The organism is Formosa sp. Hel1_31_208, from assembly GCF_900104785.1.
Taxonomy (GTDB): domain Bacteria; phylum Bacteroidota; class Bacteroidia; order Flavobacteriales; family Flavobacteriaceae; genus Psychroserpens.
In genome coordinates this window covers 391,138-417,096 of sequence record NZ_LT629733.1, presented here as the reverse complement: position 1 = coordinate 417,096, position 25,959 = coordinate 391,138, and the positions used below count along the sequence as shown (strand labels likewise).

At 34.1% G+C, this 25,959-nt stretch carries 22 protein-coding genes; 18 read left to right on the top strand and 4 right to left on the bottom strand.

The genetic code is table 11. The annotated features are described in order from the left end of the window. Positions 1-87: 87 nt before the first annotated feature. Both BLT57_RS01770 and BLT57_RS01765 read left to right on the top strand, forming a co-directional pair. Entirely contained in the window at positions 88-1,458 is a 1,371-nt protein-coding gene (locus BLT57_RS01770; protein ID WP_091426605.1) for a DUF1800 family protein, read from the top strand. Positions 1,459-1,460: 2 nt separating this feature from the next. Continuing rightward, positions 1,461-2,651, top strand: a complete 1,191-nt coding sequence (locus BLT57_RS01765; protein ID WP_091421402.1) for a DUF1501 domain-containing protein — start codon at positions 1,461-1,463, stop codon at positions 2,649-2,651. Between the two features lie 172 nt (positions 2,652-2,823). Here BLT57_RS01765 and BLT57_RS01760 read toward each other — a convergent pair whose 3' ends face one another. The 3 genes from BLT57_RS01760 to BLT57_RS01750 are packed head-to-tail and all read right to left on the bottom strand — an operon-like array spanning position 2,824 to position 5,593. Further along, positions 2,824-3,957: an ATP-binding protein gene (locus BLT57_RS01760; RefSeq protein ID WP_091421398.1), complete on the bottom strand. Its 1,134-nt coding sequence runs from the start codon at positions 3,955-3,957 to the stop codon at positions 2,824-2,826. Between the two features lie 7 nt (positions 3,958-3,964). Further along, positions 3,965-4,714, bottom strand: a complete 750-nt coding sequence (locus BLT57_RS01755) for an SDR family NAD(P)-dependent oxidoreductase (RefSeq protein WP_091421397.1) — start codon at positions 4,712-4,714, stop codon at positions 3,965-3,967. Positions 4,715-4,729: 15 nt separating this feature from the next. Then, complete coding sequence (locus tag BLT57_RS01750; RefSeq protein ID WP_231928748.1) at positions 4,730-5,593, bottom strand: aldo/keto reductase family oxidoreductase; 864 nt, start codon at positions 5,591-5,593, stop codon at positions 4,730-4,732. A gap of 104 nt (positions 5,594-5,697) precedes the next feature. On the opposite strand from BLT57_RS01750, the gene BLT57_RS01745 reads away from it, so the two are divergent. The 15 genes from BLT57_RS01745 (at position 5,698) to can (ending at position 23,978) form a co-directional block, all read left to right on the top strand. Next, positions 5,698-6,267 (top strand): DUF4382 domain-containing protein, encoded by a 570-nt coding sequence (locus tag BLT57_RS01745; protein ID WP_091421392.1) that lies wholly within the window; start codon positions 5,698-5,700, stop codon positions 6,265-6,267. Between the two features lie 154 nt (positions 6,268-6,421). Then, the gene (locus tag BLT57_RS01740; RefSeq protein WP_231928746.1) at positions 6,422-7,117 is read left to right on the top strand and encodes a DUF4382 domain-containing protein; all 696 of its coding nucleotides are present in this window, start codon (positions 6,422-6,424) and stop codon (positions 7,115-7,117) included. A 185-nt stretch (positions 7,118-7,302) separates the two neighbouring features. Then, positions 7,303-8,304 (top strand): MoxR family ATPase, encoded by a 1,002-nt coding sequence (locus BLT57_RS01735; protein ID WP_091421389.1) that lies wholly within the window; start codon positions 7,303-7,305, stop codon positions 8,302-8,304. Positions 8,305-8,415: 111 nt separating this feature from the next. Continuing rightward, positions 8,416-9,285 carry a DUF58 domain-containing protein gene (locus BLT57_RS01730; RefSeq protein ID WP_091421385.1) on the top strand — a complete coding sequence of 290 codons (870 nt, stop codon included), beginning with the start codon at positions 8,416-8,418 and terminating at the stop codon, positions 9,283-9,285. Between the two features lie 26 nt (positions 9,286-9,311). Beyond that, complete coding sequence (locus BLT57_RS01725) at positions 9,312-10,958, top strand: BatD family protein (RefSeq protein ID WP_231928744.1); 1,647 nt, start codon at positions 9,312-9,314, stop codon at positions 10,956-10,958. Continuing rightward, on the top strand, positions 10,958-11,962 hold the full coding sequence (locus BLT57_RS01720) for a VWA domain-containing protein (protein ID WP_091421379.1): 1,005 nt from the start codon (positions 10,958-10,960) through the stop codon (positions 11,960-11,962). The genes BLT57_RS01725 and BLT57_RS01720 overlap by 1 nt, the downstream gene beginning before the upstream one ends. A 5-nt stretch (positions 11,963-11,967) precedes the next feature. Further along, entirely contained in the window at positions 11,968-13,011 is a 1,044-nt protein-coding gene (locus tag BLT57_RS01715; protein ID WP_091421375.1) for a VWA domain-containing protein, read from the top strand. A 184-nt stretch (positions 13,012-13,195) separates the two neighbouring features. Then, complete coding sequence (locus BLT57_RS01710; protein ID WP_091421372.1) at positions 13,196-14,023, top strand: tetratricopeptide repeat protein; 828 nt, start codon at positions 13,196-13,198, stop codon at positions 14,021-14,023. A 9-nt stretch (positions 14,024-14,032) separates the two neighbouring features. After that, positions 14,033-15,808, top strand: a complete 1,776-nt coding sequence (locus BLT57_RS01705; RefSeq protein WP_091421368.1) for a BatD family protein — start codon at positions 14,033-14,035, stop codon at positions 15,806-15,808. Positions 15,809-15,810: 2 nt separating this feature from the next. After that, a complete protein-coding gene (locus BLT57_RS01700) occupies positions 15,811-16,569 on the top strand; it encodes a tetratricopeptide repeat protein (RefSeq protein ID WP_091421365.1) in 759 nt (252 codons plus the stop codon). A 293-nt stretch (positions 16,570-16,862) separates the two neighbouring features. Then, positions 16,863-18,245 (top strand): proton-conducting transporter membrane subunit, encoded by a 1,383-nt coding sequence (locus BLT57_RS01695; RefSeq protein WP_231928742.1) that lies wholly within the window; start codon positions 16,863-16,865, stop codon positions 18,243-18,245. 2 nt (positions 18,246-18,247) lie between these two features. Beyond that, positions 18,248-20,629: a DUF2309 domain-containing protein gene (locus BLT57_RS01690; protein ID WP_091421355.1), complete on the top strand. Its 2,382-nt coding sequence runs from the start codon at positions 18,248-18,250 to the stop codon at positions 20,627-20,629. A 20-nt stretch (positions 20,630-20,649) separates the two neighbouring features. Further along, on the top strand, positions 20,650-21,189 hold the full coding sequence (locus BLT57_RS01685) for a universal stress protein (RefSeq protein WP_091421354.1): 540 nt from the start codon (positions 20,650-20,652) through the stop codon (positions 21,187-21,189). Positions 21,190-21,461: 272 nt separating this feature from the next. Continuing rightward, complete coding sequence (locus BLT57_RS01680; RefSeq protein WP_091421351.1) at positions 21,462-23,324, top strand: SulP family inorganic anion transporter; 1,863 nt, start codon at positions 21,462-21,464, stop codon at positions 23,322-23,324. 12 nt (positions 23,325-23,336) lie between these two features. Then, a complete protein-coding gene (can, locus tag BLT57_RS01675) occupies positions 23,337-23,978 on the top strand; it encodes a carbonate dehydratase (protein WP_091421349.1) in 642 nt (213 codons plus the stop codon). Here can and BLT57_RS01670 read toward each other — a convergent pair. After that, positions 23,975-24,937 (bottom strand): sodium-dependent bicarbonate transport family permease, encoded by a 963-nt coding sequence (locus BLT57_RS01670; RefSeq protein WP_091421347.1) that lies wholly within the window; start codon positions 24,935-24,937, stop codon positions 23,975-23,977. The genes can and BLT57_RS01670 overlap by 4 nt on opposite strands. A 90-nt stretch (positions 24,938-25,027) precedes the next feature. Here BLT57_RS01670 and BLT57_RS01665 point away from each other — a divergent pair, with 90 nt between their 5' ends. Further along, positions 25,028-25,954 carry a LysR family transcriptional regulator gene (locus BLT57_RS01665; protein ID WP_091421345.1) on the top strand — a complete coding sequence of 309 codons (927 nt, stop codon included), beginning with the start codon at positions 25,028-25,030 and terminating at the stop codon, positions 25,952-25,954. Positions 25,955-25,959: the final 5 nt, after the last annotated feature.

The window sequence follows — 25,959 nt, the reverse complement described above, 5'->3', positions numbered from 1 at the left end:
ATGAAACGGTTTTTTTGTACTTTCATCTTTGGAATCATTTTTGAACGTAACAATTAAACTTACATTAAATTGTTAAGTCATAATACTATGAAGCAACACCATATTCAACATTTATACTGGAGAGCAGGCTTTGGAATGTCGCCAGATGAATTCTATATGTTATCCAAAAAGGACAAATTTCAAATTGTTGATCGCTTGTTTCAATCTTCATCGACTATCTCTAAATTAGAAGTAGATACTTCAGAATTAGATCATTTTAGTGGTCAAAGTCTTTTAAATAACCCAAGTAAAAGAAAAGCGTTTTTCGAATTGAGTACTTCAAAACTCACAGAATTCAATATGATTTGGCTAGACCGTTTGAAGCATTCAGAAGAAACTCTAAGAGAAAAAATGACCTTGTTCTGGGCCAATCATTTTGTATGTCGTAATCAAAATATTTTTCATGTACAGCAATATAATCATACGTTAAGAACGCATGCTTTGGGAAATTTTGGGGACTTCGTAAAAGCGATATCAAAGGAAGCCGCCATGTTAAAATATTTGAATAATAAACAAAATCGAAAGCAAAAGCCTAATGAGAATTTTGCTAGAGAGCTAATGGAGTTGTTCACCTTGGGCGAGGGACAATATCAAGAAGAAGATGTAAAAGAGAGTGCAAGAGCATTCACCGGTTATAATAATAATTTTGAAGGAGAGTTTATTCTGAGAAGAACGCAGCATGACTATGACTTTAAGCAATTTCTTGGACATACAGGACGCTATGATGGGGATGATATTATTGATATAATCTTGCAACAAAAGCAATGCGCTCGTTTTATTTGTGGTAAAATTTACCGCTATTTTGTAAATGAGAATCTAGATAAAGAACGCGTAGAAGAATTAGCAACTATCTTCCATAAGGATTACAATATCGAAAACCTTATGAGGCATATTTTTAGGTCTGATTGGTTTTATGATGAAACGCATATTGGTTCAAAAATCAAATCTCCCATAGAGTTTTTGGTAGGATTGAATACAATAGTACCTTTTAAATTTGAAAATAAAAAGGACGTTCTGAAAATTCAAAAGCTATTAGGACAAATGCTGTTGAATCCACCAAATGTAGCTGGTTGGCAAGGAGGAAAAAGCTGGATAGATAGCAATACAATTATGCTAAGATTAAAATTACCTTCAATTTTATTTACTAATGCTAAAATATCAGTGAAGGAAAAAGGAGAATTTGAAGACACTTTTGAAAAGTATTATAAACAACGAAAAAATAAATTTGTTGATGTAACAGTAGATTGGGTAGCTTTTGAAAAGCAATTTAGTAAATACTCTTTTGATCAACTAGAGGACCTAATTGTAATTCCCGAATTTAATTCTGGAACTGCGACTTATTTAAAAACATTAAGTATCAACTCAAAAAGAGATTTCTGCATTCAATTAATGTCATTGCCAGAATATCAAATGTGTTAATTATGGAAAGAAGACATTTTTTAAAACAATCAACATTAGCAAGTGGTTTATTATTTGTGCCGAGCTTTTTACAAGCATTCGAATCCCTACCAGCACATAACTTGGGTTATAAGCGCTTGGTTATCGTTCAACTTTCTGGAGGGAATGATGGCTTAAATACTATAGTGCCATTTAACAGTGATGACTATTATAGAAATCGACCAACCATTGCGATTTCTAAAAGTGACATCATAAAGACTACCGATAATCTTGGATTTCATCCAAGTTTACTTCCTTTGAAAAAACTTTATGATGAAGGGCATTTAACTATCATTAACAACGTTGGCTACCCAAATCCAAATCGCTCTCATTTTAGAGCTATGGACATTTGGCAAACCGCTAGTGGTGCTGAACAAAACTTGCAAACAGGATGGATTGGTCGTTATTTGGATGCTTTTGGAAATGAGCCTTACAATGCAATTGAGATTGACGACAGCCTTTCTTTAGCATTGAAGGGACAGTTGATGAATGGAATTGCTGTTAAAAATCCCCAAGTGTTCTTTAGAACATCTCAAGACCCTTATTTTAAGAATGTATTGCGACATTATCAGGATGAACATTTGAGTGAACACAATTTAGGATATCTATATAAAACTATGATTGCAGCGGAATCTTCTGCCAAGTATATTTTTGAAAAGCATAAAACCAATACACAGTCTAAAACCTATCCAAATAATGAGTTTGCCAATCAATTAAAAACTACAGCCAGATTAATAAATTCAGGGATAAACACTAAAGTTTTTTATGCGTCTTTAGGAGGTTTTGATACCCATGCAGGACAGGTAAATAGTCAGGCAAGACTTCTAAAGACATATGCCGAAAGCATCGAAACTTTTGTTTCAGATTTAAAAGAGCAAGGCACATTTGATGACACTTTAATTCTAACATTTTCAGAATTTGGTAGACGCGTCAAGCAAAATGCGGCTAATGGTACAGATCACGGCGCAGCAAGTAATTTGTTCATCATTGGGAATAAATTAAAAACTCCTGGGTTTTATAATGAACTGGCAAGTTTATCGGATTTAGATGATAATGGAGATTTAAAATACTCAATTGATTTTAGATCGATATATGCTTCAATTCTAGACCAATGGCTCAATGTTAATGACGAAACCATCTTAAATACATCTTTCTCGAAACTCAATTTAGTATAGCCTAAACAAACAAAAACCCTGTTTCATTTTGACGGATCAAATTTTGAAACAAGGTTAAATGTAATTGATTAATAGCATTGCTAAAATCGTAAAATTTCGGGTTGGTAAATAATAAAAACTATGAGTGGCAAAAAAAACTGTATGAATGGTAATTTAAAAAAAAAATGAACCCTTAACTGTACTTTACTTTGCGCAAAATCCTAGTTACCTCTTGATATAAATTGTAAACAGTTTGACTATGGTTTTTTAAATAAGGTTTAGCTTCATTTAGCTTGTTTATGGCTTCATGAAACAAATTCAAATAACAAATAAGATAGGTAGCAGGAAGGTTTCTAAGGTCGAGTTCTTCGTACTTGTTTAAGGTAATGCCTTTTTTTAGTTTTTCCAAAATGGCATTGTTTGCATTATAAATATGATGCAATACTTTCTTGTCAAATTGAGGAGGCTCGAATAAGAGATTGGTTTCAATAGTATAGTTAGCATTATCTTCAAAATAGATGATAGTTTCCTCTAGTGGATAGTACTTGTTTTTATTCTGAAGACCGAGACTCACGTATTCAATAATCTTGAATTTATGAGTGTCATATGCTATGGAAACTTCATCGTAAGTTGAAAAGAATAAGCGCACTTGTTCATTGATTAATTCAATATCGACACGCGAATAAAACATCTCTGATTTAACGGTTTTTTTCTGTCCAGACCAGCACAAAACGAAATACTCTTTAAAGACCATGTATTGAGGATTGAAATCTTTTCGCTTATTCATAAAATCAAATACACCATCCAAGGTGTATTGAATATTGTTCTGAGCATGAGATTCAATAGCATTGACAATCTTAGAATTCACATCTTTTATCTCAATATCAAAAACTTTCGGCATGCTCATACTGCCATCTCTAAAGAAAACAGCACCACCATAGTATTTCCAAATATTTTTCCGAAGTGATGTGAGCTTACCAGTAGGTCTAATAGTAACTAATCCGACTACTTTATCATCTGGCAAATGTGGAAATGGGATATTTTCGTATTGTACAATAGGAGGATGAGTAAGGTAGGCATTGATGAGATTTTGAATCTTACTATCATCAAAAAAATGAACTCCAACAATTTTATTGTCTTCATCTTCTACACCTATGACAATATAGGAGTTGTTTTTAGGGTTGCTGTTAGATAACGCGCAAATATGCTTTAAGAATTTTGCTTTTCCTTCTTTGAAACTGATATCAACCTTTCGTTTTTTATCATAAAAACTATTCTCATCATTATGAGCAAGTAGATTTTTAATTAAAAGGCGTTTATTGATCATGGGTTTATTAAGACTTGTGCACTATAGTCGAATTTGCTTGTGCTGTGCAAAACATTAAAACGTCGGCGATATTGACATGTGCAGGCCGTGAAATGGTAAAATAAATAACATCAGCTATATCTTCTGGTTGTAACGCTTTATAGCCTTTATAAACATTTTCGGCAATGGCATCACCTTTAAATCGCACTTTAGAGAACTCAGTTTCTACAAGCCCAGGATTTACTGCCGAAACTTTTATACCAAAGGGATTTAAATCAATTCGCATTCCTTCAGTAATGGCTAAGACAGCATGTTTGCTACCACAATAGACATTGCCTTTTGGATACACTTCTTTACCAGCGGAAGAACCTATATTAATGATATGACCACTTTGGCGTTCTGTCATTTGCGGAATGATGGCTTTACTCACATAAAGCAAACCTTTTACATTAATATCCATCATAGCATCCCAATCCTCAAGGTCTCCAGTTTGTATTGGGTCGAAACCATGTGCATTTCCTGCATTATTAATTAAAATGTCAATGTGTTTGAAGTCATTAGGCAAAGAAGCAATCGCTTCTAGTGTGGTTTTTTTATCTCTCACATCAAAGTTTAGAGTATGGACTTCGGTTTTCTTACTTAGGGCTTTTTGTATGGCATCCAAACGCTCTTGTCGTCTGCCACAGAGTATCAATTTGATACCGTGTTTAGCAAATTCATGAGCAGTCGCGCTGCCAATTCCGCTCGTTGCACCAGTAATTAATGCTGTTTTATTCATAGTTGTTTTTTAATGTTAAGGGACTTTGTGACCTTGAGAAGCCACTAGTATTTTGAACCAATCCTCTAATTCTAAGTTTATCGCTAAAGCTTTGGAGGCGTTAACAATTCGTTTTTTGTTTGTTGTTCCAATAACTGGATGAATCTGTGCTGGATGTTTTAATATCCAAGCTAATAATAATTGATCCTCTGTAGCATCATATTTTTCGAGTAATTCACCAAGTTGTTTGTGAATGCGTCTTGTTTGTTCAGTATCTTCTTTAAAAGTGTGTCCTAAAGGTGACCATGCCATTGGCGTGATCGCGTTGGTAATCATATGATCTAACCAACCGTTGTGCATGGCTGAATGATGGGTTAACGAAAATTCGATTTGATTAACCGAAACATCTGTAGATTTTCTTAATAATTCGACTTGTGATGGCGAAAAGTTGGACACGCCAAAATCGCGAATTAAACCTTTAAATTTCAATTCTGAAATAGCCTCAGCGATATCATCTGGCTGCATTAATGGACTTGGTCGATGCAATAACAAAAGATCGAGATAGTCTGTTTTTAAATGTCTTAATGATTCTTCTACCGACCAGATAATATAAGCTTTGCTGTAGTTATAATGTTTTACAGTATTAATTCGATTACCGCCTAAATGTTGTATACCACATTTACTAATAAGCGATATCTCATCTCTTTTGATACTGCTGTCTTTAAATGCGTTACCAAAATCTGCTTCAGTCGTATAACCACCATATATGTCAGCATGATCAAATGTGGTGATTTGTTGTTCAATACAGTGCTGTATGAGGTCAATCATTTCTGATTTTTGAAACTGTTTCCCCCAAAGCCCCCATGTCATGGTGCCTGCAATTAATCGAGAATAATTCACTTTTTTTTCAGTTTATAAGGGTTTTTTTGTAATTCATGTATAAAAATAGACAAATCTAAAAGAAGAGACTATCATTGCCTTGTAATAATTATTAATCCCAAATCATGAAATTAATTACAACCTACAAAGCACTTTTTTACAGTGTGCTTATCACACTTACATTGAGTAGTTGCTCGAAGGAATATGAAACTGAAACATACTCTAATAGTGCGCTTGTTACTATAAAATTAACAGGTTTGCCAAGCCAATTTAGTCATGTAAATATTGAAATATCTGATATTCAATTTCAGGTAAAGGCTGATGCCACAGATGCAGACGCTTGGATAAGTTTGAATACCGTAAATATGGGAATTCATGATTTTTGTCAAATCATTGGAGATCGGGTGGTCACGCTTGTTGATTTTGATGAAGTATCACTAAGTCATATTTATAATTTGAAACTGATTTTAGGAGAGAATAATTCTTTAATAAACCAAGGTTTGAACTATGATTTAGTCATGGCTCCAGAATTGCAGGGTGCAACTGTAAATTTGGTCGATAAAGAATTGAATTCTAATAAGATTTATGAGTTTGTGATTGAATTTGATATACCAGAATCTATTATTATTTTAGATGGTATGGCTCAGCTAAGGCCTAAAACCAGTGTGACTTTAAGACAGTTTCAATTGTTTTAATCATCTATTTTCAGTCTTTGTTCGTATATATTATAAAGTTATAATCATGTTTAAAAACAAAATCTATTCCAACCTCTTAATAATGATATTTTTATTTTCGGGGTGCTCCAACAATACTAACTCAAATATATCAACAGGGAGTTCTAAAATAACGGTGAAACTATCAGACGCCCCTGGAGATTATGAGTTTGTTTATGTTGATGTGGTCGATATACTCGTAAAATTAAATAATGATGATGATTCTGAAAATGGCTGGCAAAGCCTTGAAGCTATTAACACCGGAATTTATAATCTATTGGAATTAACAGGAGGCGTAAATGTTCTTCTAGCTGATAATTATCAGATACCATCAGGAACATTAAATCAAATAAGACTTGTTCTTGGAGACAATAACACAATAGTAATAGATGGTGAAGAATTTCCTTTATCAACTCCTAGTGCCCAACAATCAGGATTGAAGATTCAAGTCAATGAAGAGTTGTTACCAAATTTTGAATATACCTTTTTACTTGATTTTAATGTTGATGAATCTATTGTAAATGCTGGGAATTCTAGTAATATAATATTAAAACCCGTGATTAGAGCTATTCCAGAAATTACTTCAGGTACTATTAGTGGGACTATTACTCCATCGAGTGTATTAACTGAAATAATTATTAATATCGATGATCAAGAAGTTTCAACTTTCACTGATGCAAATGGAAATTTCTTATTAGTTGGCTTACCCGAAGGGATTTTTAATTTAAGTATAAATCCTGACCCCTCATCCGATTTAAATGATTTAATTATTGAAGATATTCAGGTACTTATTGGTGAAAATACGGATATAGGTATAATTGAACTTATGTAATAATATCAATAATAATTTTAAAAAAGAGCAACACATTTCGTATTGCTCTTTTTTTATGAAATCTTTCAAAAGTTCAGTATACCATGAAGTTTTAACCAATTATTAACAGCAAGACAGCAAAAAAATCAACAATTTGCGGTTCATAATTAAACCGTGAAAATCACAGCTTTAAAATTTATTGAATAATGGAAGAAACTGGTACAATTGACATTAAGAGCATTAATGAAAAAATAGAGAAGGAAAGTGCTTTTGTTGATTTGTTAATGATGGAAATGAACAAAGTCATCGTTGGACAAAAACACATGGTAGAGCGATTGCTCATTGGCTTATTGGGTCAAGGACACATTTTACTTGAAGGTGTTCCTGGGCTAGCTAAAACACTAGCGATTAATACCTTGGCAAAAGCTATAGATGGAAGCTTTAGTAGAATTCAATTTACTCCAGATTTATTACCAGCAGATGTTGTTGGTACCATGATTTACAATATGAAAGTCAATGACTTTTCGATTAAGAAAGGACCCATTTTCGCAAATTTTGTTTTGGCAGATGAAATCAATAGAGCACCAGCCAAAGTACAATCGGCTTTGCTGGAAGCCATGCAGGAAAAGCAAGTAACCATTGGAGATGAGACGTTCATTTTAGATAAACCATTCTTAGTAATGGCCACTCAAAACCCGGTAGAGCAAGAAGGAACCTACCCACTACCAGAAGCACAGGTTGATCGTTTTATGTTAAAAACAGTTATAGATTACCCTAAGCAAAAAGAAGAACAACTTATTATGAGAGCTAATCTTAAAGGAGCTTGGGATAAAGTAAACCCTGTCGTTTCAGTCTCTCAAATATTAAAAGCGCAAGAGGTTGTAAGAGAGGTCTATATGGATGAAAAGATTGAGAAATATATTCTCGATATTATCTTCGCAACTCGTTATCCAGACCAATATCGATTAGCCGATTTAAAACCGCTTATTTCTTTTGGCGCCTCTCCACGTGGAAGTATCAATTTAGCAATAGCGGCAAAATGTTATGCGTTTATTAAACGCAGAGGTTACGTCATACCTGAGGATGTGAGAGCTGTTGTTCATGATGTATTACGTCATAGAATTGGAATTACTTACGAAGCAGAGGCCGAAAATGTAACCTCAGAAGATATTATCAATAAGATAGTTAACGAAATCGAAGTACCTTAATCAGTAGAGCGTATTTATAAGCAAGTATGTCGTTAAACATGACTAAAACTTGATACTAATTAATGCCATTTAGGACGGCTAACCGCAAACTGACCACTGCAAACTGAAACAATGGATACTAAGGAATTACTAAAGAAAGTACGAAAGATTGAGATTAAGACACGTCGTTTGTCTGATCATATCTTTGGTGGTGAATATCACTCGACCTTCAAAGGACGAGGGATGACATTTTCTGAAGTAAGACAATATCAGTTTGGAGACGATGTGCGCAATATTGATTGGAACGTTACGGCCCGTTATAACGAACCTTATATTAAAGTATTTGAAGAAGAACGTGAGCTAACTATGATGCTTATGGTAGATATTTCGGGTTCAAAACTGTTCGGAACCGTAGATCAATTTAAAAATGAAATTGTTACTGAAATCGCTGCTACTCTAGCCTTTTCAGCCACACAAAATAATGATAAAATAGGACTCATTCTGTTTTCAGATGAGATTGAATTATATATTCCACCCAAAAAAGGACGTTCTCATGTGCTTCGTATTATACGCGAACTCATTGAATTTGAACCTAAAAGTAAACTGACTAATATTTCCGAAGCACTTAAATTTTTATCTAATGTGATGAAAAAGAAAGCGATTGTATTTGTATTAAGTGATTTTATTACAGATGATGAGTACAAGCAAAATCTAAAAATTTCTGCTGGGCGTCACGATATTACTGGAATTAGAGTTTATGATAGGCGTGAAGTTGAAATTCCAAATATTGGAATGGTACAAATGGAAGATGAAGAAACTGGAGAACTCGCATTGGTTAATACAGCATCAAATACAGTGCGATTAAACTATGGCAAATACTACAGATCAAAGGTAGAATATTACAAAGAAACTTTTACAAAATCTGGCTCAGGGACTATAGATTGTCGCGTTGATGAGAGTTATGTTAAAAAGTTATTAGGTTATTTTAAAAGAAGAGGATAATAAGAGTTATGATTAACAATTTTAAAATGTTGAATAGAAATATTACTGTCTTTGGAGGTCCATTGTCAGTGGTATTTTTTATACTCTTTTTTCTGTGGTCAGCATACTCATATGCTCAAGTTAAATCCTCGATAGATACCACTAAAATTAGAATAGGTGAACAGATAACTTATAAAATTGAGGTTGCAGTCGATACCATAGATGTAGTTGTGTTTCCAGAAGGTCAAACTTTTTTGCCTTTGGAAATGATTGAATCTTATAAGGTAGATACCACAAAGAATAATACCAAGTTTCAGTTCATTAAAAAATACGGATTAACGCAGTTTGATTCTGGTCGTTATACCATTCCGAAGCAAAAAATCATTATAGGTGATAGAATCTTTTACACAGATTCATTACAAATTCAGGTGAGTACTGTGGCGGTTGATACAACCAAGCAGAAGCTCTATGATATCAAACCCATGATTCAGGTAGAGAAAGCATCAAGTGATTGGTGGAAGTATGCAATCATAATAGGTTTGGCTTTGGCTTTAGTGGTGTTTCTTCTGTATTGGTTCATTTGGAGAAAAAAGCCATTAACAGAGGAAGAAGAGATTGCTATGCTTCCTCCTTATGATAGAGCCAAGTTAGCACTAAAAAAATTAGATGAAAGTGACTATCTTCAGAAATCAGAATTGAAAGGATATTACTCTGAACTCACCTTTATTATTAGAAAGTATTTGGATGAAAAAGTCTACCATCGGGCACTTGAAAGCACAACTGATGAGTTGATAGACCGTTTGAATTTATTAAGCGACGCCAATAAAATTGATTTAAGTAAAGCTGACATTGATAATATTCAAACCATATTGCAACGAGCCGATTTGGTTAAATTCGCAAAGTCTGCTCCAGATATTGAATTGGCAAAGCTGGACAGAGCGACTATTGATACTGAAATTGATCAGGTTAAGGAAGCATTGCCTGAGCCAACTGAAGAGGAAAAATTACTGAATCAACAATATAGAGAGCAACAGAAACGTAAAAAGAAACGTGAAAAAATTTGGATTACCATAGCTGCAAGTATATTGATATTAACAGCAACTTTTGTTGGGTTTGGGGTGAAATACGGATTTAAATACGTAGTTGATACCATCATTGGTGACGAAGATAAATCGTTGCTTGAAGGTGATTGGGTGAGAAGTGAGTATGGTATTCCACCAATAATGATTTCAACACCAGAAGTCTTAGAGCGTATAGAGTTACAGGCCATAGATAGTACACAAGCGCTTCAACGTGTTGCCTTCGCCTATGGCGATACGGATTCGGCATTTGACATTAGTGTGGGAACAACGAGATACGAGTTGAAGGAAAATGAAGAAATAGATGTGAATGGAGCGGTTGAAGAAACAATACAAACGTTTGAAAAAAATGGGGCAAGAAATTTACTTGTCAAACAAGAACAATTCATTACACCAAATGCGGCTGAAGGTATAAAGATATTTGGAACGGGAGAATTTCCTACGAATATTAAAGACGAATACCGTTCAGGGGAATATGTCATTCTCATTTTTGTAGCCGATGACAAATCTGTGATGCAGAAAATTGCCTTGGTATGGAATAATGAAAACGAGTATGCTGACCAAATTATAGATCGCGTTTTAAATTCTGTAGAACTTAAAAAAGTGGAAGACTGATGTTTGAAGGGATAGAGTTTTTAAATAAGGAATTTTTTTGGCTGTTTTTACTACTTCCAATAGCTGTTTTATGGTACTTTTTTAAACGTAACCGTCAAACTGCTGAGTTAAAAATATCTAGTATTAAAGGATTTAAAGTAGGGAATTCTCTATTGCCAAAATTACGTCCTTTGCTTTTTGTTTTTCGATTATTAGCCTTAGCATTTTTAATTACGGCATTAGCTAGACCTAGAACTTCAGACGAAACGACTAGAACGAAAACCACTAAAGGTATTGATATCATAATGGCTATTGATGTTTCAGCAAGTATGCTGGCTAAAGACCTCTTGCCAAACCGTTTAGAAGCCTTAAAAAAGGTTGCTTCCGAATTTATTCAAGGACGACCAAATGATAGAATTGGGCTTGTAGAATATGCAGGAGAAAGCTATACGAAAACACCGATTACCAGTGATAAGGGTATAGTGCTAAGGTCATTAAGAGATATTAAGTACAATACAATTATTGAAGGTGGAACAGCGATTGGAATGGGGTTAGCGACTTCGGTAAATCGAATAAAAGATAGTAAGGCTAAAAGTAAAGTGATTATTCTATTGACTGATGGTGTCAATAATTCTGGCTTTATTGATCCGAAAATTGCTAGTGAATTAGCGGTTGAGTATGGTATTAAAGTATATACCATTGGTCTAGGTACAAATGGTATGGCATTGTCTCCATATTCTATCAATAGAAATGGGACATTTCAATACAAACGCGTGCAGGTTGAAATTGATGAAGACCTACTGAATGAAATTGCAGATGTCACAGGTGGAAAATACTTTAGAGCCACTAATAATAAGAAATTAAAAGAGATTTATAACGAAATAAATAAACTTGAAAAAACAGAAATAGAAGAGATTAAATACACCACATACGATGAAAAATATCGGCCGTTGGTTTTAATTGCTTTAGGTTTAATGTTCATAGAAGCCGTATTAAGAATGACTGTTTTTAGAAGTTTTGTATAAAAATTATGTTTGATTTTCAATTAGAGGAAAAAGTTTGGTTTTGGGTTTTGCTGGTGATACCAGTAATTATCTTCTTTTTTGCTATACTTCAATTTTGGAAATATAGAGCACAAAAACGTTTTGCCTCTAACAAATTGTTGAAACGTTTAAGTCCGAACCAATCGTTTTTTAAATCGGTTTTAAAGGTTGTAATGCTCAGTCTGGCTTTTGCATGTTTATCCATTGCCCTAGTTAATCCTAAAATAGGTACTAAGCTAGAAACGGTCAAGCGTCAAGGTGTAGATATTGTATTTGCCGTTGATGTATCTAAAAGTATGCTTGCTGAAGATATTGCTCCTAATCGTTTAGAGAAATCAAAACAATTGGTGTCACAGATTATTAATAATTTAGCCAGCGATCGGGTTGGGATTATTGCATACGCGGGGAAAGCTTTTCCTCAGTTGCCGATTACTACCGATTATGCTTCGGCTAAAATGTTTCTTCAAAACATGAATACAGATATGTTGTCGTCTCAAGGAACGGCCATCAATGAAGCTATAGAATTAGCAAAAACCTATTTTGATGACGAAGAGCAAACCAATCGAGTTCTAATTATTATTTCCGATGGTGAAGATCATAGTGAGGTTGCTACAAATGTTGCCGAGGAAGCTGCTGATGAAGGTATAAGAATTTTCACTATTGGTGTGGGAGATGTTGATGGCGGACCAATACCTATTAAACGAAATGGGATTCTATTAAACTATAAAAAAGACAATCAGGGTGAAACCGTGATTACTAAGCTCAATGAAGATACCTTAAAGGAAATAGCGAAAGAAGCTAACGGCGTGTATATTTCAGGAAATAATACCTCTGAAGTGATTGAAGAGATTAAAGATATTTTGAATCGTATGGATAAAACGGAATTTGAAGCGAAAGAATTCGCAGACTATAAAGATCAATTTCAATGGTTTTTAGGTTTTGGAATCTTCTTTTTGTTTATCGATTTATTCTTACTTGAACGAAAAACGGCATGGTTAAAGCGACTCAATCTGTTTAATGAGAATATTTAGTTCATCCTTAACCATCAATATTTTATAAATTTTTTAACTATATCAAGTCTTACAGTTTTTTATATTGCTGTTTGGTTGGTTTAACATCATGTTGATAATACAACTTACAGTTTTAAAGCCTTGAGTGATTCTAAAAAATTAAGATGAGCTGCTTTAAATGCTGAATTTTAAGACGTAAATAAAAATGAAGAAGCTTTTAATTATTTGTTCGGTTTTAGCAACAGCACTCACCTTTGCTCAAGATAAAGACAAGGAAAGAGAGAAGCAATTAACCTTACGAACGGCAACTAACTTTATTTATGAGGCTAATGAGCTAACAGAAGCTGATAATTTTATTTCCGCAGAAAAGGAATATAGAAAAGCAATTTCGAAAGCCCCTTCAGTTGTAGCGGGAAGTTACAATCTAGGAAATTCCTATTATGAGAAAGGAAATTATGAAGAAGCATTATATCGCCACGCTCAGGCTGCCGAAAATGCCACATCAAAGGTTGATAAACATAAAGCGTATCACAATATTGGAAATATCTTAATGAAAAAGGAGCTTTGTCAAGAAGCTGTTGAGGCTTTTAAGAACGCCTTAAGGAATGACCCTACTGATGATGAAACACGTTACAATTTGGTAGTCGCTAAAGAGTGTGCCGCACAGCAGGAAAACAAAAAAGAAAAAGAAGAGGAGAAGAAAGACGAGGATAAGGAAGACGAGAATAAGGACGAGGAGAAGAAAGAAGACGAAAAAAAGGATGATCCTGAAGACAAAGGAGATCAGGATAAGAAAGAAGGGAATGATGAGAAAAATGAAGACGGTAAACCTAAAGATGAAAAAGATCAAGGTAAAGGAGATAAAAAAGATGATAAACAAAAAGGAAAACCGAAACCTAAACCAGGACAGTTATCTCCGCAGCAAATAAAAAACTTGTTAGAGGCAATGAATAATCAAGAACAAAAAGTTCAAGAAAAAATCAATGCTGAAAAACAAAAAGGAGTCAAAGTGAAACCTGAAAAAGATTGGTAGTTGAATCAAATGAAACCCTTAAAATACATAGCAGTACTTTTTATAGTGCTTTTTACGACACTAGCGTCGGCTCAAGTGAAATTTGAAGCGAAAGTTAGCAAAAGCAAGCTTGGTGTAAATGAGCGATTACGTATTGATTTTGTCATGAATAAGGATGGTGATAATTTCAATCCACCAGATTTTACTAACTTCAATGTGGTTGGCGGTCCAAATACATCAGTCAGTAACTCATGGTTAAATGGGCAGCATTCTTACACGAAAACCTATAGCTATTTTTTAGCACCTAAAAGAAAGGGAACATTCAAAATCAATCAAGCGAGTATTGAAATAGATGATGAAATATATAAAACTCAAGTTGTAAGTGTACAAATTACAAATGCTGTAAAACGCCCAAATGATCCTTATAATGTTGAGGGTGTAGCCTCTGAAAACATTCATTTAGTCGCTGAGGTGTCTAAATCAGACCCTTATCTTAATGAGGCTATTACAGTGGTCTATAAATTATATGTTTCTGCTGCTACAGGAGTAAGTAATTGGAGAGAAATCGAGAACCCTAGGTATAATGACTTTTGGAGTCAGAAAATAGATACCAAGGGGTTGCGCATTCAAAACGGAAAATACAAAGGGCAAGATTATCGGTATGTTGTTTTGAGGAAAACAGTACTTTATCCGCAAAAGACAGGGAAGTTAGAAATTGAACCACTAACTTTAGATATTACTGTTGAAGTACCAACCAACCGTCGTGATATTTTTGGAGGGCGGCACATGGCTCAGGTCAATCGAACAGTTTCCGCAGGGAGTCGAACCATTAATGTAAAACCTTTACCAGAAATGGGAAAACCAGATGATTTTACAGGGGCAGTTGGTAGTTTTAAGTTTAATGTAATCACCTCAAAATCGCAATTAAACGCTTCTGAATCATTACAAGCCAGAGTAGAAGTTACAGGTAAAGGCAATCTCAATTTATTTCAATTACCAAAACTTACTGTACCAAGTTCACTTGAGGTTTATGAACCAGAACATAACGAATCAATTCGAACGAATTTGACTGGCATGCAAGGTTCTATATCAGATAATTATACTATTGTACCACGGTACAAAGGGAAATATCCAATTCCTAGCCTCTCGTTTTCTTATTTTGATTTGGAAACAGAAACCTACAAACGTGTGTCTTCTGGTGAAATTGTGATAGATGTTATAGAAGGCCCTATTAATAATTCGTCTGGGGATGATAATATTGCGTCTACAGTCGATAATAAAAAAGAAATGACATCAAATCTAGCCCAGTTTGCATTTATTAAAACAGATGCTAATTTAAAGCCGGTTGATACAGAAAGTTTTTTCAAATCTACTGGATTTTGGGGTTCACTATTACTGCCATTTTTAGCAATTCCATTAGCGATTGTATATCGTAAAAAGAAAGAAGAGCGAAGTGCTGATGTTTTTGGGAATAAAATTAGAAAAGCTGATAAATTAGCCAAGCGTTATTTAGGTGAAGCTAAAAAAGCATTAGGAAATAAAGAGGCCTTTTATATAGCTTTAGAAAAAGCATTGCATAATTATTTAAAGGCTAAGTTGCATATCGAGACGAGTGATTTCAGTAAAGAAAAAATACAGGACGTGTTAATTCAACGTCAAGTTAATGCGTCTACGGTAAAAGAATTTATTAGCATATTAGAGCATTGTGAATTGGCAAGATACACTCCTATTACGAATGTAGAGATGCAACAAGACTATGAGAAATCTGCTTCCACCATATCAATCATTGATAAAGAATTAAGGTAGAGATGAAACAATTCTTACACATACTTGTATGTTTTATTTTGACATCGTCATTTGCTCAAAATGAAAAGGTCTTTGAACAAGCTAACAGTTTGTATAATGAAGGAAATTATGCTAAAGCTATAGAAAAGTATCATACCATTTTAGATAGTGGTGAGCATTCTGCTGAATTGTTTTATAATATGGCCAATGCGCATTATAAATTAAACCATATAGCACCGAGTATTTATTACTACGAAAAAGCTTTATTATTAAAACCTCGAGATAAAGAGATATTGAACAATATTACTTATGCTCGTAATATGACTATTGATGATATAGAAGTGTTACCGGAGGTTGGATTTTCAAGACTCTTGAATAAAGCGACCAACACTATGAGCTATGATAATTGGGCAAAATTAGCTGTAGTATTGGTGGTTCTTTTCGTTATTCTATTTTTATTTTATGTCTTTTCGCATCGTACAGCTAAAAAACGATTTGCTTTTATAACAAGTTCGGTATGTATCATTTTAGCCTTTGTGGCTTTAGCATTTGCATTCCATAAGTATGAATTGGTAGAAAAAGACCAACCAGCTATTGTGTTTGCTCAGGAAGCACAAATAAAAAGCGAACCTAATTTAAGAAGCACAGAATCATTTAAACTTCATGAAGGCACCAAAGTCCAAGTCTTGGATACCATAAATAATTGGAAGAAAATTAAGCTTTCTGATGGTAAAACAGGATGGGTTTTGAATGATGATATTAAAATGCTAAAGACGTTTTAACCTTTTTTAACACTAAAATTGAAGCCAGAGTATCATTATTTGATGCTCTTTTTTTTTGTAAACATCCAATGAATACGATGCCTAACAGGGTGTGTATAAAAAATATTTATATTATTCATTTAATATATATATAAAAATATATGAAATTGTTTATTGACATTTGCACCGTGGTTTAAGAATTCATCTTAACACATGAAAATTAATAAGAAACGAAACGATTTTTATTTATGTCAACAACAAATCATTTAGAGCAACTAAACAGCAAATCTTTGTTATCTAAAATATTAATTCCAATGACTTGGCTTATTTTTTTGGTTAACGCTACTTTAATAGTCTACTATTTTTCTGATTTCCCTAGTTGGAATTTTGGAAATCTATTTCAGATAAATGGTTTTAGCATAGTCATATGGACTGTTGTCGCCTTTTTTAGCGCCATAGTTCAAATGTACGCTACAAACTACATGAAAGGTTTCAAAAAGAAACAAAGCTTTCTTTTGTATTGTTTAGGTTTTTCTTTTTCCGTGATGCTTTTTGTTATTTCAAATAACGTTTTCTTACTGGTGTTCTTTTGGTTATTAATGGGATTAATCATGTCCAAATTAATAGGCATAGATTCAGAATGGAAAGAAGCACAACATGCCGCAAAATTTGCCAGACTAAATTACATAGGAGGTTCATTGTTTTTAGCCATTGCTATTGGGATCCTAGTTTATGGCACCGGAACATTCACGAAAAATGAAATATTAGCAAATATATACACGGTTCCACAATGGATAACTACTATATCTGCATTATGCATTATAGTGGCGGCAATAATTCAGTCAGCTATTTTTCCATTCCATAGATGGTTATTATCTGCAATGACATCACCAACTCCTGCTTCTGCACTTATGCATGCTGGTTTTGTTAATGGTGCAGGGATTTTATTGACCCTATTTGCTCCATTATTATTTACGGCTAATGTATTATTATTAATTTTTATTATTGGTGGTTTAACCGCTATTGTGGCGCAGTTTAGTAAATTAATGCAAGTAAATGTGAAACAAAAATTAGCGTGTTCCACAATTGCGCAAATGAGTTTTATGGTAATGCAATGTGGACTTGGGTTTTTCTCTGCAGCTATTACGCACCTTATACTTCATGGATTTTATAAGGCCTATTTATTCTTGTCGGCAGGTGAGGAAATAAAAAATTCACTTCCAAAAAAGCCCGATAGTATTGTAATTAAACCTTTACAAGCTATAATCATTACGTTTTCAGCTGTTATAGGAGGCCTGCTTTTTGGATATATCACAGGAAAAGGATTAAGCATAGACAGTGGACTCTTTCTAACGTTTATTGTTGCAATAACGGTAGGGCAAGTGGTTTATAACATACTAAACCAAGCGAGTCTTTCTAGTACTCAAAAATTTCTAGTAACACCAATACTAATCATTCTTGGAATAGGAGTTTACGCATTAGTCTTTAATGGAGTAACCATATTAATGCATGATATGCCAATGGCAAACATGCCTATTGCATTAACGCCAATACACATCATATTTGGAGTAGTCTTCCTAATCGGATTTCACATTATGCTATCTGGTGTGTACAGAAAAATACCCTGGCTCTATGTAAAACTCATGAACATTTCACAACCCATAAGTAAATCTATCATTTCTTTTAAAACTAAATAGTTATGACTAAGCAAGAGCAAATTTTATTAAGTATTGAAGCTGCTTCAAAACGAATTGGTACAACTTGGCCACTTTACTCTTTTGTCACTTCAAATCCCTTATCAGGCTATGAAAAGTTGCCTTTTGAAGATGCGGTACAAGAGGCAGGACGTTTTTTAAAATCGAATTCTTATCCTAGCGCTTCTATTTACAAACAAGCCTTCGAAAACAACGATATCGATAAGACTGTTTTATCGGAAATGCTAAAGGAAGCACAATTATTAAAGTCTCCTGAAGCCTATTTGCAGGAGATGGAACGTCTTGAAACGACACCTTTGCAAAAGCCGGCTTCAAAATTAGACGTCATTATGGCGAAATGGTTAGCGGTTTTTATGGATGAAGGTATGGCAGAATGGCAAATACCTAATAAAGAAAAAGGGTTTTACAATGCTTGGAAAGCCTTAGCTGTATATGATAAAGATATCGGTAAACCTAGTTTAAAGCACTTGCCTAAAACAAGCATTGAAGCCTTAGAGCAAGTATTAAGCGCACATAGTATCATAAACTATAATGAATTATTCAGTGCTCATATAGCGGCATTATCAGGTTGGACAGGTTACATAAAACATCGTATAGATACGAACTCAGTTTGGCAACAACAATTCCCTATAACTATTGAAGATTATTTGGCAGTACGATTAACTATTGCGAATCATCTTAATATGCCATTAGAGATTGTCGTAGAAACTAGTCAAAATGATTTAGAGGTAAAGCTTAAACACCTCTGGCTTAAGGCTTGGGAAGCAACATTTCAAAACCGATTGGTTTCAGATTTAAAAACCAATAATATCAGATTTGATGTCTCAAAAGAAAAAACGGAATTGCCAGATGCTCAAATGGTGTTTTGTATAGATACACGATCTGAAATGATACGTCGACATGTAGAAGCTTCTGGGAATTACGAAACTTATGGCTATGCAGGTTTCTTCGGAATTGCAGCAGATTACCAGCATTATCAGGAAGATATAAGTATTAAATCTTGTCCTCCAATTGTTGGTTCACCATACAAGATTACAGAAACTCCAAATTTAGAATTAGCTCAAAAAGATGCTAACTTTAAGAGTGAGAAAAGGATGTCTAAGGCAAAAACACATATCTTAAAACGACTTAAGAATATGTTACCATCATCTTTTGGATTTGTAGAAGGTGCAGGGGCATTTTACGGATTGTCATTAATTGCACAGTCTTTTATACCAAGTTCTTATTTTAAAATTAAGAACAGAAATAAGCGTGATTATGAGTCGTTTTGCGAGCCTCGAATTGCTTACAATGATAAAAACAAAACTTCAGAAGATATCGCTCTTCAAGAAAAAGTAGCAATTGTAAAGTCTGGTTTTGACTTAATGGGTTGGGAACGTTTTGCGCCTTTAGTAATTTTTGCGGGTCACGGAAGCCATACCGCAAATAACCCCTTTGGATCTAGTTTAGATTGTGGTGCTTGCGCGGCAAGCCCGGGAAGACATAATGCTAGACTTTTAGCAACGTTAGCGAATGACAATGCTGTTAGAGCAGAATTAAAATCATCTCATCAAATTGATATTCCTACAGATACAGTTTTTGTTGGAGCTGAACACAATACAACAACAGATGAAATTGTACTATTTGATGCACACATACCAGAAACACATCTAGAACGACTGAGTATGTTAAAGAAAAATCTTAGAAAAGTGCAGGAGACAGCGACTTCAGAACGTTTAAATGTAACTTCGGGAAGTGTAGAATTGGCCAAAAAGAAATCTTTAAATTGGGGAGAAACAAGACCAGAATGGGGTTTAGCAAAGAATGCGGCTTTTATTGTTGGATCTAGAGATTTAACATCTACAATGCATCTTGATGGAAGATGTTTTATGCACTCTTACAACTGGGAATTAGATCCAGAAGGTAAAGCCTTAGAAGGTATTATGGGAGGGCCAATGGTTGTCACTCAATGGATTAATAACCACTATTATTTTAGTACAGTCGATAATAATAGGTTTGGTGGAGGTTCAAAAATTACACATAATATTACTGGTCAATTTGGAGTGGTTCAAGGTAATGGAGGGGATTTAAAAATGGGATTGCCATTGCAGTCTCTAAAAGCCTCAGATACAGAAATGTATCACCAGCCACTGCGATTAACAACTATGATTCATGCACCTTTAGGACGTGTAGAGTTGATTCTAAGAAAAAATAAGCATCTTCAAACTTTATTAGATAATGAGTGGATGTATTTAAAAGTAATCGACACTAATGACTCAAACAGATTTAAATCCTACAATAAGAATTACAATTGGAGTCTCGAAGAAGTAAGTTTTTCAAACGTAAAAACAGAGGACAAACGAACGCTTGTATTAAGTGACTATTAATAAATAGAAAACAAAAAATTATGAAAAACAATAAATATAAAATATTAGTCCTTTCAGATTTAAAACAAAGTGCAGAAAAGACTTTAAGATATGCTGCTAAATTATCTCTTGAAATTGATGCAAATGTTGAGTTTTTTTATGCAAAGGAAGCAACTGAGGTTGTACAGACTGAAAACCCATTATCTGCTATGCGAACTATCAGTGAAGTTTGTAATCAAACAGAAAGGAAAATTAAAGATTTAGTGAATCCAATTTCAAAAGAAAATAATATTAATATTAAGTCAACCTTTGCTTTTGGAAATATTAAAAATGACATTGAAACTTGTATTAATACTTCTAATCCAGATTTGATTATTCTTGGGGAAAGAAAGCAAAAAAGATTCAATTTTCTTGGAGATCGTATTTCCCATTATGTAAATAAAAGATACAATGGAGTCGTTTTAGTTGTGACAGATTCTAATGTTTTGGATTCTGAAGGAAAAGTGTCTTTGAACAATTTAGGTTTAAAGAATAATATCGATAATTACAAGGTTCAAATTAAAAATGAATTAGTGTCATAGCATTAGTTTTTTAAATATATTTCGAAGTAAAAACTTCCATACACATAGTTATTATGTTTTGGAAGTTTTTTTGTTTTGAATGTTTGGTCTAAGTCAATCAATACAGTTCTTATAGTTTTATCAATAAATTCATTCTTATTAATTTCTAATTAAAGTTCAAGCAGTAATTTTTAATATTTTAAAAATTAAGTTAACTTCGGGATTCTTGTAATTTGATTACCAGATAACACTATTGATGTTTTTATTAATCAAGTATTACTAACAACCTAACTATGAAGAATTTATTTTCAAATATCAAAGGGGATGCCTTTGGTGGGATTACAGCCGGAATTGTGGCATTACCTCTTGCTCTTGCCTTTGGAGTTTCCTCTGGATTGGGTCCAAGCGCCGGATTATATGGGGCTATTTTTATCAGTTTCTTTGCTGCTTTATTTGGTGGAACACCAACCCAAATTTCTGGACCTACTGCTCCAATGACTGCGGTGAGTATGATTGTTATTGCTGGAATAATCGCTGCAAACGATGGAGATATTGATAAAGCCTTACCCGCTATTCTGACCGTTTTTCTGTTAGCTGGATTAATGCAAATAGGCTTGGGAACGATAGGTTTGGGGAAATACATAAGGTATATTCCTTATCCAGTGGTATCTGGGTTCATGACGGCCATTGGCCTCATTATAATAATAACCCAAATTTTACCCTCTTTAGGATATTACCCAAAGGAGGATATGGTTTTTGTAGAGCAATTTAAACCTCAGGCAGAAGAGGTCATTTTGCAAAATATCTTAAAAGATGAAGCTGGTGAAGGAATTTTGGTGTTAGAAGATTTCAAAGAAACAATTAAGCGTTCTAATGAAATCTCACAAGAAAATATCCTTAAAGAATCACAAACATTAGCAGCAAAAAAAGCTTCTGGAGCTCTTGGTGCATTAAAAGTAATTCCTAGAGCGTTGCAAAATATTAATTGGTTGGAGCTAATTCTCGCTCTTGGTACTATAGTTATTGTATTTGGTTTCAAACGAATTACAAAGAAAGTCCCAAGTTCCTTGGTGGCTCTGGTTGTTATGTCAGGTATTGCAGTTGGCTTTGGTCTTGACTATAGACCCATTGAAGAGATACCAACAGGTATTCCCATGCCTAGACTAGAAATGTTTAGTAATTTTAGTATTGGTAATATCACACCTTATATTTTTACAGCCTTAACATTAGCCTTACTTGGGGCTATTGATTCTCTATTAACTAGTGTGGTTGCTGATAACATGACCAAAACCAAACATAAACCAAATAAAGAATTGGTTGGACAAGGGATTGGCAATAGTATTGCAGCGTTGTTTGGAGGTATTCCCGGTGCTGGTGCGACCATTAGAACCGTAGTTAATATTAATGCTGGAGGTAAAACTAAACTTTCAGGAATGATAGCCGGTGTGATGCTACTAATTATCTTGCTAGGTCTTGGACCAATTGCTTCTAAAATTCCAGCTGCAGTTTTGGCAGGAATATTAATCACTGTTGGAATTGGTGTCATGGATTACAAAGGCTTAAAGGCAATCCCGAGTTTACCAAAAGATATAAAGTTAGGACCTCTCAAGTTAAGTTCTGAGGTGTTGATTATGCTTATAGTATTGTTATTATCTACATTTTGGGATTTAATCTATGCTGTTGGTATAGGTTTAGTGATTGCCTCACTTATGTTTATGAAAAAAATTGGAGATCTCACTGCCGAACGATCGGACGTAAAGTCTCTAAAAGAAGAAGCGTGGGATGATGAAGCTGATTTTCCGAAGCAATTAAAAGAAGAGGTATTTATTAAACATTTGAAAGGACCTTTATTCTTTGGGTCAACATCAGATTTCCAGCAACTTACACTACAAATACCGGTTACTGCCTCTATTGTAATACTTAGACTTGGTCGTATGCAATATATGGATCAATCTGGACTCTATGCCATGGAAGACATGTTACTTGAATTAAAATCCAGAAATGTTGAAGTATTATTTGTAAATTTATTGAAACAACCAAGATACATGATGGAACGAATTGATATTATTCCAGATTTTGTGCCTGAATCACATATTTTTAAATCTTTTAAAGAATGCCTATCTTGGATTAAGCAAAACGTTAAAGACTCAAACTAAAATCAATATAAAATGCCAAATACATATTATAACAAGCTATTAGCTAACAACAAAGAATGGGTCGAAGAAATGACCACGAACAACAAGGACTACTTTAAAAATTTGGCAAAGGGACAAAAACCACCTGTGCTTTGGATTGGGTGTGCCGATAGCCGGGTACCAGCTAATGAAATAACTGGTACACATCCAGGAGAGCTTTTTGTTCACCGAAATATTGCTAATATGGTGGTACATACCGATATGAATATGCTAAGTGTTTTAGATTATGCGGTTAATCACTTAGAGGTACAACATGTAATTGTGTGTGGTCATTATGGTTGTGGTGGTGTACAGGCGGCAATGCAAAATAAGTCTCTCGGTCTTATCAATAAATGGGTCAGAAATATAAAGGAGGTTTATAAAGACAACTACACCGAGCTAAAAAAAATAGAATCAGATAAAGAACGTTTTGATCGTTTAGTTGAATTAAATGTCAAGGCACAAGTTTATGATTTAGCTAAAACATCTATCATTCAACAAAAGTGGAAAGACAAAAGTGGTCTTCAAATTCATGGATGGGTTTATGATCTTAAAGATGGAGTTATCAATGATCTCAAAGTTTCTATGGAAAGCGCAGAACATCTTTCTGAAGTTTTTAGATTAGATTTAGACTAGGTCATCTGTATAAAGGCATAGTATATGGGCATGCCAATGGTGATGTTAAAGGGGAATGTTATCCCTAAAGCCATTGGTATGTATATTCCAGCATCTGCTCGAGGTTCGGCTAATTTCATGGTTGCAGGCACAGCGATATATGAAGCTCCTGCACCAAGAATAGCAAACAGTAAACGATTTCCTTCACTCTCAGTTATAAAACCACTGAGGTAAGCTACCAATAATCCGTTAATTAAAGGCATCACTATAGCAAAGAGGAATAAGGATAAACCATATTGCTTAAAGCCTTTAATACGTTTTGCTGTGACCATTCCCATTTCTAAAAGGAATAAGGCTAAAAACCCTTTGAATATATCAGTGGTAAAAGGTTCAATACCTCTAGCTTGTGTAGCATCGGCAATGAGTCCAATAATTAAACTTCCAACAAGCATCAATACACTGCCACTTGTAAAGGAATGTTTTAAAATGGAACCCATCGAGTTTTTGTTTGTTTTTACTTTATCATTTAGCATAATCAAAATCACACCAACAATAATTGCAGGTGATTCCATGATAGCCATAATTGCGACCATGTGACCACCAAAATCAATACCTTGGTTTTCAAGAAATGATACTGCGGTTACAAAAGTCACCGCACTCACCGATCCATAGGCAGCAGCTATAGCTCCAGCATTGGGAACTCCAACTTTTTTCTTTAAGCTATAAAACACATAGACAGGAACTAAAGCAGATAATGCTACAGCGAATATTATAGAGTTTAAAATTTCCGCATTAAAATCACTGTGAGATAGTTCTTGCCCGCCTTTAAATCCTATAGCAAATAGAAGATAGAGCGATATAAATTTAGAAGAAGATTCAGGAATCGTTAAATCACTATTTACAGTAGTTGCAATAATACCGAGTATAAAAAATAATAGAACAGGGTTTGTGATATTACTAATAAGTATGTCGATGTTCATAAGGCTAAAAGTTTTAAAACTGCACAAATGTATAAGGACTTATTCATATATTTTTATTTAAATTTGTTATCAAATACATAAATAATATTTATGAACTTTACATTGCATCAATTAAAAGTATTTACTGTTATTGTTCAAAATAAAAGTATTACCAAAGCTGCTACAGAACTTAACATGAGTCAACCAGCAGCATCAATTCAGCTTAAAAATTTTCAAGATCAGTTTGATATTCCCTTGTCTGAAGTCATTGGAAGACAATTTTACGTCACCGAATTTGGTAAGGAAATTTATCAAATAGCCGAGCGCATTCTTGAGCAGGTCAATACCATTCAATATAAAACTGAAGCCTTTAAGGGCCTACTCTCTGGAAAACTTAAAATATCAGTAGTATCGACAGGAAATTACGTGATGCCTTATTTTTTAAACGGATTTTTAAAACAGCATCCAGAAGTAGAACTGGTAATGGATGTATCCAATAAAACGCAAGTAATTAAAGATTTGGAACAAAATGAAGTTGACTTTTCATTGGTTACAGTAATTCCAAAGCATCTTGACTTAGATGAAGAAGCCATCCTAGAAAACAAGCTGGTTTTGGTAGCGGCTAAAGACAATCCAATAGATGCTAATATTGCAAAAACGAAAAAACTCTTCAGAACCACACCGTTAATATATCGAGAAGAGGGTTCTGGAACGCGCTATACCATGCAGCAATTTTTTAAACAAGAGCAAATTGAACCAAAAATCAAATTAGAGTTAACCTCTAATGAAGCTATTAAACAAGCCGTAGTTGCTGATATTGGTGTATCTATTGTTTCTCTATTGAGTATTAAGAATGAAATAGAACAAGATGAATTAAAAATTGTACCTGTAAAAGGTCTGCCTCTAGAATCCACATGGAAACTAATTTGGCTAAAGAAGAAAGTATTATCACCCGTAGCTCAGGCTTTTTTACATTATGTGAGGCAAGAAAAGCTAAGCGTGTATAATAGCTATTTTAGTTGGACTGATGACTATTAATCTTT